The organism is Streptomyces longhuiensis (assembly GCF_020616555.1).
Taxonomy (GTDB): domain Bacteria; phylum Actinomycetota; class Actinomycetes; order Streptomycetales; family Streptomycetaceae; genus Streptomyces; species Streptomyces longhuiensis.
The window spans coordinates 1,835,082-1,853,211 of sequence record NZ_CP085173.1 but is presented as its reverse complement, the minus strand read 5'-3'; the positions used below and the strand labels follow the sequence as shown (position 1 = coordinate 1,853,211).

17 protein-coding genes are annotated in these 18,130 nt (G+C 72.6%); 10 read left to right on the top strand and 7 right to left on the bottom strand.

Going from position 1 to position 18,130, the window contains the following annotated elements; translation table 11 throughout:
• Positions 1-88: 88 nt before the first annotated feature.
• On the bottom strand, positions 89-733 hold the full coding sequence (locus LGI35_RS08815) for a DUF305 domain-containing protein (RefSeq protein WP_227293340.1): 645 nt from the start codon (positions 731-733) through the stop codon (positions 89-91).
• A 117-nt stretch (positions 734-850) separates the two neighbouring features.
• Here LGI35_RS08815 and LGI35_RS08810 point away from each other — a divergent pair, with 117 nt between their 5' ends.
• Complete coding sequence (locus LGI35_RS08810) at positions 851-2,353, top strand: LVIVD repeat-containing protein (RefSeq protein ID WP_227293339.1); 1,503 nt, start codon at positions 851-853, stop codon at positions 2,351-2,353.
• Here LGI35_RS08810 and LGI35_RS08805 read toward each other — a convergent pair.
• Entirely contained in the window at positions 2,341-3,036 is a 696-nt protein-coding gene (locus LGI35_RS08805; RefSeq protein WP_227293338.1) for a TetR/AcrR family transcriptional regulator, read from the bottom strand. The two genes, LGI35_RS08810 and LGI35_RS08805, sit on opposite strands and share 13 nt — an antisense overlap.
• Before the next feature lie 258 nt (positions 3,037-3,294).
• Here LGI35_RS08805 and LGI35_RS08800 point away from each other — a divergent pair, with 258 nt between their 5' ends.
• Positions 3,295-3,879, top strand: a complete 585-nt coding sequence (locus LGI35_RS08800) for a GNAT family N-acetyltransferase (protein ID WP_227293337.1) — start codon at positions 3,295-3,297, stop codon at positions 3,877-3,879.
• A 28-nt stretch (positions 3,880-3,907) separates the two neighbouring features.
• The gene (locus LGI35_RS08795) at positions 3,908-4,153 is read left to right on the top strand and encodes a DUF2630 family protein (RefSeq protein WP_100598810.1); all 246 of its coding nucleotides are present in this window, start codon (positions 3,908-3,910) and stop codon (positions 4,151-4,153) included.
• Between the two features lie 100 nt (positions 4,154-4,253).
• Here the strand turns inward: LGI35_RS08795 and LGI35_RS08790 are convergent, their stop codons facing one another.
• The 3 genes from LGI35_RS08790 to LGI35_RS08780 form a co-directional block, all read right to left on the bottom strand.
• Complete coding sequence (locus tag LGI35_RS08790; RefSeq protein ID WP_227293336.1) at positions 4,254-4,928, bottom strand: phosphatase PAP2 family protein; 675 nt, start codon at positions 4,926-4,928, stop codon at positions 4,254-4,256.
• Between the two features lie 73 nt (positions 4,929-5,001).
• Positions 5,002-5,937 (bottom strand): M56 family metallopeptidase, encoded by a 936-nt coding sequence (locus LGI35_RS08785; protein WP_227293335.1) that lies wholly within the window; start codon positions 5,935-5,937, stop codon positions 5,002-5,004.
• A gap of 160 nt (positions 5,938-6,097) precedes the next feature.
• Positions 6,098-6,652 (bottom strand): DUF5134 domain-containing protein, encoded by a 555-nt coding sequence (locus tag LGI35_RS08780; RefSeq protein WP_227293334.1) that lies wholly within the window; start codon positions 6,650-6,652, stop codon positions 6,098-6,100.
• A gap of 225 nt (positions 6,653-6,877) precedes the next feature.
• On the opposite strand from LGI35_RS08780, the gene LGI35_RS08775 reads away from it, so the two are divergent.
• The 7 genes from LGI35_RS08775 (at position 6,878) to LGI35_RS08745 (ending at position 15,480) form a co-directional block, all read left to right on the top strand.
• Complete coding sequence (locus LGI35_RS08775; RefSeq protein WP_227293333.1) at positions 6,878-8,608, top strand: FUSC family protein; 1,731 nt, start codon at positions 6,878-6,880, stop codon at positions 8,606-8,608.
• On the top strand, positions 8,605-9,135 hold the full coding sequence (locus LGI35_RS08770) for a MarR family winged helix-turn-helix transcriptional regulator (RefSeq protein WP_227293332.1): 531 nt from the start codon (positions 8,605-8,607) through the stop codon (positions 9,133-9,135). Before LGI35_RS08775 ends, LGI35_RS08770 begins: the two co-directional genes overlap by 4 nt.
• Before the next feature lie 325 nt (positions 9,136-9,460).
• Positions 9,461-9,637 carry a hypothetical protein gene (locus tag LGI35_RS08765; RefSeq protein ID WP_227293331.1) on the top strand — a complete coding sequence of 59 codons (177 nt, stop codon included), beginning with the start codon at positions 9,461-9,463 and terminating at the stop codon, positions 9,635-9,637.
• A 41-nt stretch (positions 9,638-9,678) separates the two neighbouring features.
• On the top strand, positions 9,679-9,999 hold the full coding sequence (locus LGI35_RS08760) for a DUF3311 domain-containing protein (RefSeq protein WP_227293330.1): 321 nt from the start codon (positions 9,679-9,681) through the stop codon (positions 9,997-9,999).
• Positions 9,999-11,522: a sodium:solute symporter family protein gene (locus LGI35_RS08755; protein WP_227293329.1), complete on the top strand. Its 1,524-nt coding sequence runs from the start codon at positions 9,999-10,001 to the stop codon at positions 11,520-11,522. Before LGI35_RS08760 ends, LGI35_RS08755 begins: the two co-directional genes overlap by 1 nt.
• The gene (locus LGI35_RS08750) at positions 11,519-13,147 is read left to right on the top strand and encodes an amidohydrolase (RefSeq protein WP_227293328.1); all 1,629 of its coding nucleotides are present in this window, start codon (positions 11,519-11,521) and stop codon (positions 13,145-13,147) included. Before LGI35_RS08755 ends, LGI35_RS08750 begins: the two co-directional genes overlap by 4 nt.
• Positions 13,144-15,480: a penicillin acylase family protein gene (locus tag LGI35_RS08745; RefSeq protein WP_227293327.1), complete on the top strand. Its 2,337-nt coding sequence runs from the start codon at positions 13,144-13,146 to the stop codon at positions 15,478-15,480. The genes LGI35_RS08750 and LGI35_RS08745 overlap by 4 nt, the downstream gene beginning before the upstream one ends.
• Here the strand turns inward: LGI35_RS08745 and LGI35_RS08740 are convergent.
• The gene (locus LGI35_RS08740; protein WP_227293326.1) at positions 15,459-16,529 is read right to left on the bottom strand and encodes a DUF917 domain-containing protein; all 1,071 of its coding nucleotides are present in this window, start codon (positions 16,527-16,529) and stop codon (positions 15,459-15,461) included. The two genes, LGI35_RS08745 and LGI35_RS08740, sit on opposite strands and share 22 nt — an antisense overlap.
• Positions 16,522-18,093: a hydantoinase/oxoprolinase family protein gene (locus tag LGI35_RS08735; protein ID WP_227293325.1), complete on the bottom strand. Its 1,572-nt coding sequence runs from the start codon at positions 18,091-18,093 to the stop codon at positions 16,522-16,524. Before LGI35_RS08735 ends, LGI35_RS08740 begins: the two co-directional genes overlap by 8 nt.
• Between the last annotated feature and the right edge of the window lie 37 nt (positions 18,094-18,130).

Here is an 18,130-nt window from a genome sequence, read left to right as displayed (position 1 = left end):
TCCTTCCGCAGGCCGACGGACTTCCAGCATGACACCGCGGGGGCCGGGCCGGGAGGGTGTGACGCGCACGGAGCTCACCCGCCCGGCGTCACGACATCTTCCGCATGCGTCCGATCTCGGCCGTCTGCTGCGCGATCACGTCGTTCGCCATCTCCTCGACCTGGACGTTGTTCCCCTCGGACAGCACGTCCGTCGCCATGGTCACCGCCCCGGTGTGATGCGTGATCATCAGCTTCAGGAAGAGCTCGTCGAAGGCGGCGCCGTGCGCCGCGCGCAACGTCTTCAGCTGTGCCTCGGTCGCCATCCCCGGCATCGCCTCGTGCCCGTGGTGCCCGCCGCTCTCGCGCTCCCTGCCGTGGGAGTTGAGCCAGCCCTCCATGGCCCCGACCTCCGGGCCCTGCGCCGCGGCGATGCGCTCCGCGAGGCGCTTGACCTGGCCCGACTCGGCCCGCTTCGGGGCGAGTTCGGTCATCTGGAGGGCCTGCGTGTGATGCGTGATCATCATCTGCGCGTAGCTGAAGTCGGCCGAGTTGGGACTGTCGTCCGGCTTGCGCTTCCGCGCGTCCTCGGCCGACAGCGTCTCGGCGCCCTCGCCCGGCTTGCCCGGCGCGATCACCGAAGGCCCGGGCTGCGCACGGGAGTTGGCGTCGGCGCCCCCGCCGTCCGGCGCCGTGTCACAGCCGCCGAGCACGAGCGCGGCGACCGCGACCGTCAACGGCAGAACAACTTTCATGACGAGTACGTTGCCATCTGTTGATCTGTGCATGATGAAGACGATACTCGTGGGGGTCCGTGCTCCGCTCCCGCATCAACGAGGGACGCGGGGAAGTTTTCGACGAGGGAGACAGCAGTGACCCTGTTGAACGAGTCCCGAACGCGCCGCAGACGCCTGGGAGTTGCCGCGACCGCGGCCGGGCTGCTGGCCGCCCTGCTCATGGCCGGTCCGGCGGCGGCGACCCCCGACCCGGGCGACGCGCCGGCCAAGGCCGAGCGGCTCTCGAAGAGCGTGGCGGCCGACACCCGGGCGGCGATCGCGAACGGCGACATACCCGCCCAGGACGAGGTCGTCCACTCCGACAACATCGAACATCTCACCAACATCCCCAAGGACGTGCTGCCCGGCATCAACTCGGACCTCGCGTTCCAGGGCAAGTACGCCTTCGCGGGCAACTACGACGGCTTCCGCATCTTCGACATCAGCAACCCGAAGGCCCCGAAGACCGTCGCGCAGGTCCTGTGCCCGGGATCGCAGAACGACATCTCCGTCTCCGGGAACCTGCTCTTCCTGTCGACCGACTCGTCGCGCAGCGACAACTCCTGTGCCAGCACCACCCAGCCCGCCACGGAGAAGTCCTCCTGGGAGGGCATGAAGGTCTTCGACATCAGCGACAAGAAGAACCCGAAGTACGTCGCAGCCGTCGAGACCGCCTGTGGCTCGCACACGCACACGCTGGTACCGGAGAAGAAGAACGTCTACGTGTACGTCTCGTCGTACTCGCCGAGCGCGACGTTCCCGGACTGCCAGCCGCCGCACGACGGGATCTCCGTCATCAAGGTGCCGCGCAAGGCGCCCGAGAAGGCCGCGATGGTCAACTTCCCCGTCCTGTTCCCCGGTGAGGGACCCGACGGTGGCGGCAACCCGGGTGGGCCCACCAACCCGGGCGTCTCCAAGACCACCGGCTGCCACGACATCACGGTCCTGCCCTCGAAGGACCTGGCCGCCGGCGCCTGCATGGGCGACGGCATCCTGTTCTCCATCAAGGACCCCGAGAACCCGAAGGTCATCGACCAGGTCGAGGACAACACCAACTTCGCGTTCTGGCACTCGGCGACGTTCAACCAGAAGGCCGACAAGGTCGTCTTCACGGACGAGCTGGGCGGCGGCGGGGCGGCCACCTGCAACGAGGCCGTCGGGCCGAACCGCGGCGCCGACGGCATCTACGCCATCGTCGGCAAGGGTGACCACCGCAAGCTGGTCTTCAAGAACTACTTCAAGATCCCCCGCCACCAGGCGGACACCGAGAACTGCGTGGCGCACAACGGCTCGCTGATCCCCGTCAAGGGCAAGGACATCATGGTCCAGGCCTGGTACCAGGGCGGCGTCTCGGTCTGGGACTTCACCGATTCCTCGAAGCCCAAGGAGATCGCCTACTTCGAGCGCGGTCCGCTCACCACGGACACCCTCCAGGTGGGCGGTGCCTGGTCCGCGTACTACTACAACGGCTACATCTACTCGAACGACATCGCCAAGGGCTTCGACGTCCTGAAGCTCAGCGACCGGCGCACCGACCCGGCCGAGCGGGTCCGCACGGGCGAGCTGAACGTCCAGACGCAGCCGGACTACTTCGACTGAGAACCGTTCGACCGGGACCCGGGACCTCCGGGCTCGAAGTACTGGGAGAAGTCCGGGGCACTCCCCGGGCTTCTCCCGCCGGGCGCCGCGTCGTCCGGCGGGGTTCCGAGCTCCCACGCGAGCCCGTACCGGGCGAACAGCTCCGCCCGAAGCGTCGTCAGAGGCATCGGCGCCCCCGGGACCAGCGCCGCGAACACCGCCCCCATCAGCTGGGAGCGCAGCAGCGGATAGTCGCGCTCGACGCTGAGCGAGCCGTTCCGCATGACGGTGTCGCGCAGCAGCTCGGCGAGCCGCTGCTGCTCGGGGCACTGCACGAAGCCTTCGGCCTGGAGGATCCCCGCCATGTGTGTCCGCATGAGGACGGGGTGGTCGACGGCCAGACCGAGGATCGCGTCGACGGCCCGCGCCAGCCGCTCCGGCCCGTCCTCGGTGTGCGGCTCGCGCTCCAGGGCCGCCTCCAGCGTCCGGTGCATCAGCCGGTGCACCGCGGACTGGAGCAGGTGCCGCTTGCCGGGGAAGTAGTACGACACCAGGCCCCGCGCCGAACCCGCGCGGTCCGCGATGTCGCCGAGTGTCGTCGCGTCGTACCCGCGCTCCCCGACGAGCTCGACCGTCGCCTGCAGGAGCCGCTCGCGGGATCGCCGTCGCAATTCCTCGTTGACCGATGCGCTGCGCGGGGACATCCTGTAACTCCTGCGTTGACTGGCTCCTAGCCAGTATACTCAGCGCGTCCCTGTCAGAGGGCCTTTTGCGGAACCTCTGGCCAGGGCTCCTGGGCGTATCCGGCGACGCGGGGGATCGTCGGATACGCCCGGCTCTACCGGGCGGGTGTCCGGACGGCGTCGGCGCCGTCCGGACACCCGCCCGGTAGCGATTCCGGTCCGGCCGCCGGCGCCGGAAATCCCCGCCGCGGCGGCCTCCTCCAGGGGCACACTGGCCCGATGCCGCAGCTGATCGCTCCCGACGTCCGCGTCCACGCCTCCTTCCTCGCCGCCATGGACGAGGCCCGCGCCGAGGGCCACGGCGGACCCGACGACGACTCCACCGCGGGGCTCAGCCTGCGCGCGTACGGAGACACCTGGCAGGACCCGGCGGTCTTCGCGCAGTACGTCGCCCGCATGCGACTCACCCACGGACCGCGCAGCATCCTGCAGTACGACGTCGAGTGCACGACCCTCTGGTACGTCGACGGGGACACCTACCTCGGCCGCCTCGCGATCCGCCACCGCCTCACCGAGGCCTGGCTGCGCGACGGGCACATCGGCTACGACGTACGGCCCGGCGCCCGCGGCCGCGGACACGCCACCGCGATGCTCCGCGCCGCTCTCCCGCTCGCCGCGCGTCTGGGCGTCGACCCGGCGCTGATCACCTGCGACACCGACAACGCCGCCTCCCGCCGCGTCATCGAGGCCTGCGGCGGAGTACGGGACGACGCGGGCGAGGACGACGGAGTGCTGCGCTACTGGGCGCCCACCGGAGCCGGATCGCACACCGCGCGAACCCTCCCTACAGTGGGCAAGGGGTGACGGCAGGCCACCTGGGAGGCGTACCGACATGGATCAAGAGCAGATCCTCGCCCGGATCACGGCGATGGTCGACGACGAGAAGCGGCTCCGCGCGTCGCTCGCCTCCGGTGAGATCGACGGGGCGACCGAGCACGAGCGCCTTGCCGCCGTGGAACGCGAACTCGACCAGTGCTGGGACCTGCTGCGCCAGCGCCGGGCCAAGACGGAGTTCGGCGAGAACCCCGACGAGGCGAGGGCCAGGCCCGAGTCCCAGGTCGAGGGATATCAGTCGTGACGGCTCAGTAGTGACGGCTCAGTAGTGACGGCCCGGTGGCGACGCCCAGTCGTGAGGGCACACCCTGACGGTCTCGCCCTGATGGTCCTGCCGTGACGGGTCACCTGCTCGCGGTGAGCCGCTCGTAGGCCGTCACGGACACGGTCACCGTCAGCGCCCCGAGCAGCCAGCCGCCGAGTACGTCCGAGGGCCAGTGCACGCCGAGCCACAGCCGCGTGAGGCCCACGCCGACGACCGACACCACCGCGAGCGTGCACGCCGTGCGCCACAGGACACGGCCCGCGCCGTAGCGGCGCAGCAGCCAGAGGATCAGCCCCCACACCACCGTCGCCGTCATCGCGTGCCCGGACGGGAAGGCCGCGTAGTGGGCGGAGTCCACGGGGTCCGTCCACACCGGGCGGTCACGCCCGACGGCCGCCTTGAGTCCCTGCTGGACCAGTGTGCCCACCGCACATGTGGCGGCCACCCACAGTGCGAGCCACCAGGCGTCGTGTCTCCACACAAGCCAGACGACGACCACGACGCACAGGGCGCGCATCGTCCACGGATCCCAGAACCAGTCCGAGAGGACCCGGTTCACCTGCGTCAGTCCGGGGTCGGCCACGGCCCAGCGGTGGGCGGTGCGCGCCAGCTCGCCGTCCAGTGTCATCAGCGGTTCCCAGCGTGTCGCCACCGCGATCAGCAGCAGCGCGCTGAGGGCGGCGAGCACCGCCGTCGCGCGTGCGAGCCGCGGATGCCGGGGGCGGGGCGGGGAGTCGACCGGTGCCGGGTGCATGGGGAAGATCCTCACCCATGGACGGTGCCGGTGGCCATCAGGCGGAGCGGACGCGTCCGGCTCCGGCCTTCGGTCAGCCCAGCGCGCGCAGGCCCGGCACGAAGGTCACCAGGAGTGGCACCACCGGTACGAGGGCGGCCGCCGCGGTCAGACGCAGACGCCGGGCCGGGGTGAGCCGCCGCGGCGGGGTCAGCAACCGGTGCACGCGCTGCGGCACATGGGCCTGCGGCGTGGGGCAGGGGCCGAACACTCCCCGGTCCTCGTTGAGTTCGACCAGGGCGAGGGCGATGGTCAGGCGCCCGAAGCGGCGCGACGCCACGTCGTCGGCGGCGAGTTCGACGAGCCGGTGCATCTCGTCCCGGAACGCGGCGAAGACCGGAACCTGCGGGAAGCCCGTGGCCAGCGCCCCCGAGCAGTGCAGCAGCCAGTCGTGCCGCCACTGCGCGTGGCCCATCTCGTGCGCGAGGACCGCGTCCAGCTGGCGGCCCTTGAGGCGGCGCAGTGCGGCCGTCGTGATGACCAGTTGGGGCGCGGCGCCCGGCAGCCACCAGGCGTCGGGACGTTCGCCCTCGAGGACGACGAGCCGGTCGCTGCCCGGCTCCTCGCCCGGCAACAGCGGGGAGCGCACCAGGAGTTCGGCGCGCCGCCGCCTGCGCCTGGCCCGCGAACGGAAGATCTCCCGGGCGAGCATCGCCGCGGTCCACAGCCCGCCGAGCGCGAGGGTCACGGCCAGCGTCGCCGCCCATCCGCCGGCCGCCCGCAGCGCGTACGCGTCGACGACGGCGTGCGGGGCGGAAGCGAACACATGGCCGCGGACGGCCTGCCAGGCGGCGGCCGCGCTCAGCGTCATCGACAGCGCGCAGCACAGGAGGACACCAGCCACCACGCACTGCCACACCCAAAGGGCGACCACCGGCTCGCGCTCCGGCCAGTCGGCCCGCGCGAGAAGGCGCGGGGCGACGACAGCGGCGAGGGTGCCGAGCAGCAGCAGTGCTACGGGGACCGTCATGGCCTCAGCCTATGAGCCGGGGCTACCAGAGGGTACGGGCTGTCGCGTCAAGTGACGTACGCCACGGTTTTGAGCGGGCGGTTGTCCGCAATGGAGCAGTTTCCCCGGCCCTCTGTCCGTGCGGGCTCACGACGGCACCTCCACGGCCCCGCCCGCGCGTCTACATGGTCAGCAGCATCGCGACCATCCCGATGCCCATCGAGAGGCGGCAGGCCCGCGCCAGTTCCGGGCGGTCCCCCCATCCGGACGCCGGCGGGCCGCCCCCGGCCGTCGCCGCCGGCACCGGTACGAGCCGTGCCCCCGACCACAGCACGTACCCCGCGAAATAGAGCAGGAGGGGCCCGGTCACCAGAGGTGCGCCCGTCCCGCCATGGCCGGCGTGCCCGCTCGGCGCCGCGGCCATCCCCACCGCCATGTACGCCATGGCGAACGTGCCCACCAGGTGGTGCAGGTGGTGCGCGCTCGAACGGGACGCCCACAGCGCGCGCAGCGCCGCCGCGCCGAACACGACCGCGTACAACGTCCAGGCGGCACGCGATGGCGTGATCACCGCGTCGGGTATCGCCATGAGCGCCATGCCGAACCCCATGAGGGCCTCGCTGCCCGCGGTGCGGCGCTGCTCCTCGACTCCGCTGCGCATCCGCAGCAGGCAGTACGCCCCCGTCGCCGCGCACAGCGCGACGAGCAGCCAGGCGGCCGAGCCCGGTCCGTGCACGCGAACCTCCCCAGTCGGACGCCGTACCGCGTCGGGGACGAGATGCCCGTGCGGGGCGGGGCGCAATCGAGCGCAGGGGAGCACTGGGCGCGTTCGGCGGTGCGACCGTGCGCGGGTGGTGCGCAGCCCACGGCCCACGGCTCGCGGGCCGGTGGACGGGTGCAGTGATCAGATGCACGTCCGCAGGAAAAGTTTTCAGGTAAAACACTTGCTAAACTTCTCTGTATGAGCAGCGCGGAGAGCCCAACCTCGACCCCCGCCCCGTCCCCGTCCAGGACCCGGCCGGTGCGGCGGCTCCCGCTCGCGGGGGTGCTGCGCCTCAACAAGCCGTCCGACATCTGGTTCAAGCCCGCGACGAGCGTCGTCGTGTCCGCGGCGGTGCCGAACCTGACGCTGCTCGCCCTCGGCCGCCTCGACCTCGCGATGTACACGATGGCCGGGTCGCTGTGTGCCCTCTACGCCCACAACCTGCCGTACGCGGCGCGCGCCCGTGCCCTCGCCTGGGTCGTCCTCGGCATGCTCGCGAGCCTCGCCGTGGCCCTGCTCACCGCCTCGCTCACCTCGTCGGCTGTCGTGCTCGTGGCGGTCGGCGCGCTCCTCGCCGCGGCCCAGAAGACCCTGTGCGACGCGACCCGCATCGGGCCGCCCGGCCACCTGATCCTCACCTTCATCAGCTCCGCCAGCCTCTTCGCCCCGCAGACCCTGGGGCAGATACCCGGCCACCTCGCCCTGACCGCCGGTGCGGGCGCCGTGGCCTGGCTCGTCGGCATGGCCCCCGCCCTCGTGCGCCCGCACGGCCCGGAGCGGCGCGCCACCGCCCGCGCGCTGAACGCCGCCGCCGCGTACGTGAGCGCCGAGGGCGGCGCGCGTGAGCGGGCCAGGGCCGGCGCTGCCGCCGCCGTCCACGCCGCCTGGCAGTCCCTCCTCGCCACCGGCGGCCGCGGCGCCGCCCGACGCGCCCTGGAGCGCCTCGTCGTGCGCGCCGAGGTCGCCCTCGCCGCGCCCGCCGACGCCGACCCGGCGCTGCTGCGCGACTGGGCCGCCGGCCTGAGCGGCACGGGCCCCGTCCCGCGCGTCAACGACGCCCACGCAAGTGAAGTCGACGACGAGGTCCTCGGCATCGAGGCCGAACTCGCCTTCGGCAAGCCGTCGTTGTGGCGCAGGCTCGCCCCCGGCTCGCCTCTCCTGCCGGTCGCCCTGCGCACCGCCGTCGGCTGTGCCCTCGCCGGATACGGGTCCCTCGCCCTCGGCGTCGGCCGCCCGTACTGGGCCCTGGTCACCGCCGCCTCGCTCTATCAAGCCAACGTCACCCTCACCTGGAACCGCACCGTGCAGCGCGTGGCCGGCAACCTCGCCGGAGTGCTCGTCTTCGCCGCCGTGGTGCCCCTCGCCCACGCCGGCCAGGTCTTCGTCGTCCTGTTCTGCCTGCTGTTCAGCTTCGGCGCGGAGGCGTTCATCTCCCGCAACTACTGGCTCGGCAGCGTCTGCGTGACCCCCATGGCACTGCTGATCACCGAGTTCGCCCGGACGCAGGAGGCCGGCGAGCTCATCACGGACCGGGTCGTGGACACCCTCGTGGGGGCGCTGCTCGGCATCGTCGCCGCCGTGATCGTCACCAACCGGCGCGCCGCCGACCACATCGAGCTCGCCCTCGAAGCGACCGATCACGCCCGCGAGGCCGCGGAGCGCACCCTCGCCGCCCCGCGTCCCGGGCCCGGCGACCTGGAGACCACGCGCCGCAGGCTCGCCGCCGCCCTCGTCGAACTGCGCGCCGCCGACGACACCGCGGCCGGCGAATGGTGGCAGCGCGCCCTGCCCGAGGAGCGTGTGGTCGCCGCCGAGCAGGCCGGACACCGTACGCTCGCGGCGACGGTCCGACGCCCGACGCGGCGGACCGTCCAGGAGACCGACGAGCACAGGGGCGGCACGGACGCCCGGGAGAACACGCGAGCATGACGACACGGAACGGCAGGGCCGCGGCGGACGACACCGTCGCCGCGGTGGTGCGGCAGTGGCAGACGGTCCGCCCCGACATCGACACCGGGCCCATGGAGGTCATCGGGCGGATCAACCGCTGCGCCGCCCTCCTCCAGCAGGCCGAGGACGCGCCGCTGCGCCGCGCCGGGCTGACCCGCGCCGAGTTCGATCTGCTCGGCGCGCTGCGCCGTACCGGCCATGAACTCACCCCGGGCGACCTCGCGCGGGAGACGTTCTCCTCGGGCGCCGCCGTCACCAAGCGGCTCAAGCTGCTCCAGGAGCGCGGTCTGGTCGGCCGGCGCGGCGACACCCGCGACCGGCGCGTATCCCACCTCAGCCTGACCGACGCCGGTCGCGAGCTGGTCGACGCGCTGCTGCCCGACCAGCTCGCGTACGAGAAAACGGTGCTGTCCGGCCTGGGCGGCCCGGGACAGGGGCAACTCAGTGTCCTGCTGGGCGAGTTGCTCGGTCAGCTCGAAGGCCGCCCGGGTGGTCCGCGCGCCTGATCCCGGGGCTCGAAGAGGTCGCCGACCGGGTTGGCCCAGCTGTTCGCCCGGCTTGGTGGAGTACCTGTGGAAGACCCGGTCGGTGGCCCGCGGCAGCCGCTGCTCCGGGGGATCCTCCACGTCCGCCGCGAGCAACCGCCGTGTCCGCGGCGCCACATGGTCGGCACCGCCGTCGGGTGCCATGTGCTGCTCGGCGTGGGACGGTCGCGCCGGAATGAATCCATGATCCGACCATTGACCCGGGCGTGAAAGGACGGGCAGAGTACGGGAAATCAACTGGTCCGACCAGTCGACTGGGCTCATGGCCGGCCGACTTGGAGGTTCCGTGCGTTCCCGCTCAACAGCCCTGTCCGTCCCCGAGACCGACGCCGAGGCGGCGGTCGCCCCCGCCGAAGAACGCGTCCGGCTGCGCACCGTCCACGCCGCGGGAGCCACGGAGGGCGGTGGCGGGGACGGCCCCACGCTGATGTTCGAGGGACACATCGACGTCGTCACCGAGTGAACGACTCGCCCGCCGCCCTTCCCCCCTCCCCAAGGAACTTCATGTCCCCCACAGGCGAAGCCGCCGGCCGCTCCCCGGAGCCGGACCCGCGCGAGGCCGACCCCCTCGAAGGACTCCCCACCCTCGGCGGCCGGGCCCGCCGCTCCCTCTGGATGCTGCTCGTGCCCGTCGTCCTCTACGGCGCCGCGCCCTTCGTCGCCAACCGCATCGAACCCCGCGTCCTGGGCGTCCCGTTCCTGCTGGCCTGGATCATCGGGGCCACGGTCGTCAGCCCCGTCGCCATCTGGCTCGTCGCCCGCTTCGACCCCGCGTACCGCACCGGAGCCGTCGAACCCGTCCCCGCCGACGAGGGAGGCGCTTGATGAGCGGCTCCGCAGCCGTCGCCACGACCGTGTTCGGCCTGGCCATGGTCGCCACCGTCCTGATCGGCGTGCTCAGCGCGCGCGGCCGGTCCAAGGGCCTCGCCGAGTGGTCCGTGTCCAGCCGCGGCCTGGGCGTCATGTTCATCTGGCTTCTGATGGCCGGCGAGACGTACACCAGCTTCTCGTTCCTGGGGACCGCCGGCTGGTCGTACTCCTTCGGCGCGCCGATCCTCTACCTCGTCGCCTACCTCACGGTCGGCTTCGCCGTCGCGTACATCGTCGGCCCCGCCCTGTGGACCTACGCCTCGCGGCACAGCCTCATCTCGATCGCCGACATCGCCGAATTCCGGTTCCGTTCAAGGCCGTTGGGGATCCTCGTCGCCGTCGTCGGGACCGTGTTCCTCGTGCCGTACATCCAGGTGCAGATCCAGGGCATGGGCGTCGTCGTCAACGCGATGACGTACGGGAGCGTCGACCTGCACGTCGCCGCCGTGATCTCGTTCGTCGTCGCCGAGGTGTTCATCCTCGTGTCGGGGCTGCGCGGCTCCGCCTGGGTGAGCGCGCTCAAGGACGTCCTGGTGATCCTCGCGGTCGTCTTTCTCGCCGTCTACATCCCCCTGCACTACCTCGGCGGATTCTCCGACTTCATGCAGCGCATGGTCACCGAGAAGCCCGAGTGGCTCACGTTCCCCGGGCACGCGTCCGGCGGGCGCAACGCCGCCTGGTTCCTGAGCACCGTCGTCCTGAACGCCGTCACCATCACCATCTTCCCGACCACCGTGGCCGGTTACCTCAGCGCGAAGAACCCCAACGCGCTGCGGCGCAATGCCCTGCTGCTGCCCTGGTACCAGCTGCTCCTGTTCGTGCCGATGATGGTCGGCGCCACGGCGCTGTTCGTGCTGCCCACCCTCGGCAACCCCGACCTCGCCCTGTTCAGCCTGGTCACCGACTCGCTGCCGTCGCCCGTCGTGGCGGTCGTCGGCGTCGCGGGCGCCCTGTCGGCGATCGTGCCGATGAGCGTCTTCATGCTGTCCATCGGCACCCTGTGGGGCAAGACCGTTCTCGGCGGCGGCAACGGCTCCGACCCGCGCCACCCCCGGCCGGATGTCACCCACGACCACGACCTGCGCACCAAGCGCCTCTCGCAGGCGGTCTGCGTCCTCGCCGGTCTGGTCGCGCTCGGCGGCAGCCTCTTCTACCCCAACACGCTCGTCCAGCTGTCCGTCCTGTCGTACGAGGGCCTGGCCCAGCTCGTACCCGTCGTGCTGCTGTCCTTGTTCTGGCGGCGGATGACGGCACGCGCCGGGATCTCCGGCATGCTCGCCGGGCTCGCCGTGATGACGGCGTTGTGGGCCACCGACAACGACCCGTGGCACGGAGTCAACGGCGGCGTCATCGCGCTGGCCGCGAACCTCGTGGTGACGTTCGCGGTCACCCGCGCCACACCGGCTCCGAGCGCCCCCGCCCCGCGACGGCCCACCGCCCCGGCCACCTCGGCCGCCCAGGCGAAGGAGTCCCGATGATCGAAGAGACCGCACCCGTCCTCCACCGCGCCACCCACATCGTCAGCCAGAGCGGCGCGGGCCCCGAGCCCGAGATGATCGCCGTCGCCGGCGGCCGGATCCGCGCCACCGGCACCGTCGCCGCGCTGCGCGACCGCTTCCCCGGCGCGCCCGAGACCGACCACGGCGACGCCACCCTCGTCCCCGGTCTGAACGACGCCCACATCCACCTGGTGATGACGGCCGAGGACCTCCTCCACCTCGACCTGTCCGCGGCGGCCGTACGTGACGTCGACGACCTCCTCGCGACCGTCACCGCCGAAGCCGCGCGCACATCACCCGGCGCCTGGGTGCGCGGCAGCCGCTACGACGACGTCAAGACGGGCCGCCTCACCCGCACGGAACTCGACAGGGCCGCCCCCGGCCACCCGGCCCTCGTCGTGCACGTCGCCGGGCACTGGGGCGTCGTCAACTCCGCGGCCCTGCGCGCCCTCGGCATCGACGAGGACACACCCGACCCGGACGGCGGCGCATACGGCCGCGGACCCGACGGCCGCCTCGACGGACGGCTCGTCGAACGCGCCCTGATGAACGTCGTCTACCCGGCCACCGCCCGCGGCGCCACCACCCTGGACGCGAGCGCGCAGGACGACAAGCTGCGCGGACTCGTGCGCGCCCAGGAGCTGTGGCACGCCGCCGGGCTCACCTCTGTCTGCGACGCTCTCGTCGCCCCCGAGGACATCGCCCTCCTCCAACGCGCCCGGTCCGAGGGAAAGTTGAGCCTGCGGGTCGGGATGCTCCTGTCCATCGACCACTACGAGAAGGCGCGCGCACTCGGCGTCGGCAGCGGCTTCGGCGACGACCTGCTGCGCCTCGTCGGCGTCAAGGCCTTCCTCGACGGCGCCGTGGGCGGCCGCACCTGTCTGCTCAGCGAGCCGTTCGCGGACCACGGCGGACACGGTCTGCAGACCACGTCCACCGAGGACCTCTTCGCCCACGTCCGCACGGTCCACGGCGACGGCAACCGCGTCGGCGTGCACGCCAACGGCGACGCCGCGATCCGTCTCGTCCTCGACGCGTTCGAACGGGCGGCCCGCGACCTGCCGCGCCCCGGCCTGCGCCACCGCATCGAGCACTGCAGCCTCGTCGACGACGGGATCCTCGCCCGGATGAAGGCACTCGACGCCATCGCCGTCCCCTTCGCCGGATACGCCGCCTACCACGGCGGCGCACTCAACGACTGGTACGGCGCCGAACGCGTCGGCCGCATGTTCGCGCACCGCTCCTTCCTCGACGCGGGCGTCACGGTCGCCGGCTCCTCCGACTACCCCTGCGGCCCCTACCAGCCGCTCATCGGCCTCCAGTCGATGGTCACCCGCGAGGGAACGGACGACGGCGCCGCGGCCGGTCCCGGGCAGCGCGTCTCGGCGGAGGAGGCGCTGCGGATCTTCACGCTCGGCTCGGCGGAGGCGGAGGGCACGCAGGCGTACAAGGGCCGCCTGGCTCCCGGCCAGTTGGCGGACTTCGTGGCCCTCGGCGAGAATCCCCTGACCGCCGACCCGCGCGGCATCGCGGCGATCCCGGTCAGAGCGACCTATGTGGGCGGCGACCAGGTGTACGCGGCGACGGGGGAGACGCACCGGTGAACGCGCGAGCAGCGAACGACTTCGAGATCCCCGGCCTCGCCGGCCCGGTCGAGATCCTCGTCGACCGGTGGGGCGTCCCCCACCTCTACGCGGACTCCCAGGACGACCTGTTCCTGGCACAGGGCTTCAACGCGGCCCGCGACCGTCTCTTCCAGCTCGACCTGTGGCGTCGCCGCGGACTCGGCCTGCTGTCCGAGGTGTTCGGTGGGCAGTACGTCGAACACGACCGCGCCGCCCGCCTGTTCCTCTACCGCGGCGACATGGCCGAGGAGTGGAGCGCGTACGGCGAGGACACCGAAAAGATCACCACGGCGTTCGTGAACGGCATCAACGCCTATGTGTCCCTGTGCCGCGGCGATCCCTCCCACCTCCCGCCGGAATTCGCCATGTTGGGCTACGAACCGGCGGACTGGGACCCCTCGGACGTCGCCCGCGTCCGCAGCCACGGCCTCCAGTACAACCTCCACGACGAGGTCGCCCGCGCCCTCACCCTGCGCGATCACGGCACCGGTGTCGAGGATCTGCGCCGGCGCCGCGAACCCGCCCCGCACCACCTCACCGTCCCCGAGGGCCTCGACCTGAGCGTCATCCCGGACGACGTCCTGCGCGTGTACGACCTCGCGACGGTCCCGCCCTGGCCGGACGCCGCCGCCCTCCAGGGCATCGACGGCTCCAACAACTGGGTGCTCGCACCGTCCAGGACCGCCACGGGCCGCCCCATCCTCGCCAACGACCCGCACCGCGCGCTCACCCTGCCCGCACTGCGCTACCTCGCGCACCTGACCGCACCCGGCATCGACGTCATCGGAGCGGGCGAGCCCGCCCTGCCCGGCCTCTCCATCGGCCACAACGGGAACATCGCGTTCGGCTTCACGATCTTCCCGATCGACCAGGAGGACCTGTACGTCTACGAGACCGACCCCGGCAACCCGCGCGCCTACCGCTACGAAGACCGCTGGGAAGCGATGACCCGCGTGACCGAGAGCATCCCGGTCAAGGACGAGGAGCCGGTCGAGGCCGAGCTGTGGTTCACCCGGCACGGCCCCGTCATCCATGAACACCCCACACGGGACACCGCGTTCGCCGTGCGCGCCGCCTGGCTCGGCCCCGGCATGGCGCCCTACCTCGGCAGCACCGGCTACATGCGCGCCGAAGGCCCCGACGCGTTCCTCGCCGCGCTGCGCCGCTGGGGCGCACCCGGCGAGAACCAGGTGTACGCGGCGCCCGACGGCACCGTCGGCTGGCGCCCCGCGGGCCGCGTCCCGGTCCGTCCGAACTGGGACGGCACCCTGCCCGTGCCCGGCGACGGCCGCTACGAATGGGACGGCTTCCTCGACGCCGACGCGCTGCCCGCCGAACGCGACCCGGACCAGGGCTGGTTCGCCACCGCCAACCAGATGAACCTGCCGCCCGGCCACCCGAACGACCGCGACACGGTCACGTACGACTGGTACGCGCCCACCCGCCACCACCGCATCGCCGAGGAGCTCGACGCGCGCGCGGACTGGACCGTCGAGGACTGCGTACGGCTCCAGACCGACACCGTCAGCCTGCCCGCACGCCGCATCCTGCCGCTGCTCGCCGGACTGACCGGCGACGACCCGCTGACGGCGCGGGCCGTCGGCCTGCTGCGGGAGTGGGACGCCGACGTCACGGCGGACTCGGCGGCCGCCGCGCTCTTCGAGATCTGGTACCGCCGCCATCTGCGCCCCGCCGTCCACGGCAAGGCGCTGCGGGAACTCGTCCCCGAGGCCGACCGCGCGGCGGCCCTCGCCCGGATCCTGCCGCCCGACGACCCGGCCTCCGACCCCCGCGTCGACCTGGACCTGCTCACCGGCGCGGAGACGGGCCTCGACCCCGGCACCCTGCTCGCCACCCTGTCGGCCGCGGCCGGTGAACTCTCCGCGCTCCTCGGCGCCGACCCGGCCGCATGGACCTGGGGTGCGCTCCACCACGCCCGCGTGTACCACCCGGTGACCGCGCTCCACGACGGACCGCAGCCGCCGTGGGCGTCCGTCGGTCCCGCCCCGCGCGGCGGCAGCGGGGACACGGTGGGCGTCGCGCCGTACGGACCCGACTTCCGCCAGACGACGGGCGCCACCTTCCGCCTGGTCGTCGACGTCGGTTCCTGGGACGACTCCGTGGCCATGAACTCGCCCGGCCAGTCGGGGAATCCGGACAGTGAGCACTACAGCGACCTGTTCGCCGCCTGGGCCGCCGACGGCTCCTTCCCACTCCTCTACAGCCGTGAGCGGGTGGAGAAGAACACGGCGCGGACGATCACCTTGCGACCGTCCGCGCCGGCCACCGCTCAGGACCCGAACGGCAGATAGTCCACGTCGTACCCGAAGTACCGCGGCCCGGCCAGCGCCAGGCCGCCCGGCGAGGTCCACCGGGGGTCGCAGCGCGCGGCCAGCACGCTGACGCGCAGCCCGTAGCGCAGCCCCTCGGTGGTCACCGGATCGCCCGACTCGCTGTCCAGGACGCAGATCAGGTCGGGCGTCGTGGCGACGGTCACGCCGTCACGCGTGGCCAGCAGGTGCTCGTTCTGGAAGTGGAGTTCGAGCACCTGCCCCGCCTCGCCGGCGATGCCCTCGACGCGGGCCCGGCCCCGCGCGAAACCGCCCTCGGTCCGCCGGCTCACGTCGACGACCTTGCCGGTCAGCAGATGGACACCGGCGAGCATCGCGCGGGCCGCGGCCACCGGGTCGCTGTGCGCGGCCCGCGCCTCGCGCACCGCTGCGCCGAGCCGCTCGGCCAGGGTCAGCGTCGAGGGCACGAGGCCGTCGGCGAGCTGGTCCCCACGCATGACCGTGTCCGCGCACGAGATCTGGCAGCCGAGCTCCACGCACACGGCGCGAGCGATCCGCTCGGCCGCGTGGTTGTCGACGGCCTCCACGATGATCGTGTTGCCCTTGTCGTCCGCGAGCGCCATCGGCGAGTTGGTCACGCCGATCAGGCCCGGCAGCACCATCTGCGCCTCGGGGAAGGCCCGCCCCATCGCGTCACCGTCCACGATCGGGAGGCCCGCCTCCGCGGCGCACGCGATGGGCAGCATGGAGTTGACGCCGCCGACCTCGATGGGCGCGATGTGCGTCGCGGGGCGCCCGATGTGCTTCTCCAGCGCCCGCAGGGCGGCCAGTTCCTCGCCGCCGTTCGGGACCCGCTCCAGGAGGACGGTCGGCGCACCCATACCCGACACCGGCACGACGGTCGCGTCCGGCGCCACCTCGTCGATGTCCACCACCCGCACCGGACCGTGCTTGCGGATGGCCTCACGCGCAAGGAGCTTGCCGATGTACGGGTCGCCGCCCCCGCCGGTGCCGAGGATGCCGGCGCCGCAGGCGATGTCGTCGAGGTTGTCCAGGTTGATCTCACGCATGTGCCGTCGCTCCGTGCTGCTGGGTTCCGATGCGGTGCAGGTCGAGGGCGCCCACCGCCTTGACGCGGATCCGGGTCGCGCCGCCCGGCAGATACGCGAGCGGCACCTCCTCTATGTCCACGACGTGTACGGTGCCGCGCCGCGCGCCCGCGTCCTCGGCCCGCCCCACGGCTTCGTCGCGCGCCTCGGCGAGCACCGCGTCCCGGCGCCCCTCGGGGATGTGGAAGACCCGGTCGACCTCGCCGCCGACCTGCGCGATGGCCGCGCCGACCGCGTTCGCGACGCCGAAGTTGCCGGGCCGTCGTACGTTGTCGAAGCCGGGCAACGACTCGGGCACCAGGATCGAACCGCCTCCGACGGCCACCACGGGCAGCGGGGCGGCCGAGGTCCGCATCCGGTCGACGCTCTCCGCGAGCCGGTCGGCGATCCGGTCCAGGGCGCGCGCCACGAAGCCCGCGTCGAGGTGCGCGACCCGCGCGGCGTCACCGACGTCCGCGCGGCCGGCCGCCACGGCCAGGTCCGTCGCCGTCAGCGTCGTACCGCCGAAGACGAGCGCCTCCTCCGTCAGCCGGTACCCGACCGACCGTGGCCCGGTCTCCCCGTCCGGTGACACCAGCGAACCGCCGCCGATCCCGAGGGAAAGCACGTCAGGGATACGGAAGTTGGTGCGGATGCCCGCCGCCTCGCTCTCGCCCGCGGCCTCACGCGGGAAGCCGCCCGCGAGGATCCCCACGTCGGCGGTCGTGCCGCCCACGTCGACCACCGCACAGTCCCCGAGCCCGGAAAGGAAGGCCGCGCCGCGCATCGAGTTGGTGGGGCCGGACGCGAACGTCGCCACCGGATACGTACGGGCGAAGTCCACGTCCATCAGCGTCCCGTCGTTCTGCGACAGGAAGAACGGCGCCGTGATCGACACCTCCGCGAGGGCTTTGCCGAACGACTCCACGATGACCGTCGCCAGGTCCCGCAGCGCCGCGTTGATGATCGTGGCGTTCTCGCGGGCGAGCAGACCGATCCGGCCGAGCTCGTGCGAGAGCGAGAAGTGCACGCCGTCGCCCAGCTCGCCGCGCAGAATCTCCGCGGCGCGCCGCTCGTCGTCCTCGGCGACCGGGGAGAACACCGAGGAGACGGCCACGGAGCCGATCCCGCGCGCGGCGATGTCCGCGGCGGTCCGCTTCAGCTCGTCCGGGTCGAGGGGGGAAAGCACCCGGCCGTCGAACTCGCGGCCGCCGTGACACAGATAGCCGTGCCCGCCGACCGCGGCCCGCTGCCGGTCGGGCCAGTCCGTCATCGGCGGCAGGGCCGCCGTGGCCGGCAGGCCGAGGCGCACGGCGGCGACGGGCGCCAGCCGGGCGCCCTCGATGAGGGCGTTGAGGAAGTGGGTCGTGCCGATCATGACCGCGGTGATGGACTCGACGGGCGGGTCGAGGGCCCGGACCGCCGCCGTGACCCCGGACGTGATGTCCGGCGTCGTCGGCGACTTGGCCGCCGCGAGGACCCGGTCGTCGTCCCCGAGCAGGGCGGCGTCGGTATTGGTTCCTCCGACGTCGATGCCGATGCGCATGTGGTGGCTTCCTTCGTGCGTACGTGGACGGTGCGTC

What these genes read in the sequence shown, in the direction of transcription:
- LGI35_RS08815 (WP_227293340.1), bottom strand. Translation starts at nt 733, where the DNA reads ATGAAAGTTGTTCTGCCGTTGACGGTCGCGGTCGCCGCGCTCGTGCTC.
- LGI35_RS08805 (WP_227293338.1), bottom strand. Translation starts at nt 3,036, where the DNA reads ATGTCCCCGCGCAGCGCATCGGTCAACGAGGAATTGCGACGGCGATCC.
- LGI35_RS08800 (WP_227293337.1), top strand. Translation starts at nt 3,295, where the DNA reads ATGCCGCAGCTGATCGCTCCCGACGTCCGCGTCCACGCCTCCTTCCTC.
- LGI35_RS08795 (WP_100598810.1), top strand. Translation starts at nt 3,908, where the DNA reads ATGGATCAAGAGCAGATCCTCGCCCGGATCACGGCGATGGTCGACGAC.
- LGI35_RS08790 (WP_227293336.1), bottom strand. Translation starts at nt 4,928, where the DNA reads ATGCACCCGGCACCGGTCGACTCCCCGCCCCGCCCCCGGCATCCGCGG.
- LGI35_RS08785 (WP_227293335.1), bottom strand. Translation starts at nt 5,937, where the DNA reads ATGACGGTCCCCGTAGCACTGCTGCTGCTCGGCACCCTCGCCGCTGTC.
- LGI35_RS08775 (WP_227293333.1), top strand. Translation starts at nt 6,878, where the DNA reads ATGAGCAGCGCGGAGAGCCCAACCTCGACCCCCGCCCCGTCCCCGTCC.
- LGI35_RS08770 (WP_227293332.1), top strand. Translation starts at nt 8,605, where the DNA reads ATGACGACACGGAACGGCAGGGCCGCGGCGGACGACACCGTCGCCGCG.
- LGI35_RS08760 (WP_227293330.1), top strand. Translation starts at nt 9,679, where the DNA reads ATGTCCCCCACAGGCGAAGCCGCCGGCCGCTCCCCGGAGCCGGACCCG.
- LGI35_RS08755 (WP_227293329.1), top strand. Translation starts at nt 9,999, where the DNA reads ATGAGCGGCTCCGCAGCCGTCGCCACGACCGTGTTCGGCCTGGCCATG.
- LGI35_RS08750 (WP_227293328.1), top strand. Translation starts at nt 11,519, where the DNA reads ATGATCGAAGAGACCGCACCCGTCCTCCACCGCGCCACCCACATCGTC.
- LGI35_RS08740 (WP_227293326.1), bottom strand. Translation starts at nt 16,529, where the DNA reads ATGCGTGAGATCAACCTGGACAACCTCGACGACATCGCCTGCGGCGCC.
- LGI35_RS08735 (WP_227293325.1), bottom strand. Translation starts at nt 18,093, where the DNA reads ATGCGCATCGGCATCGACGTCGGAGGAACCAATACCGACGCCGCCCTG.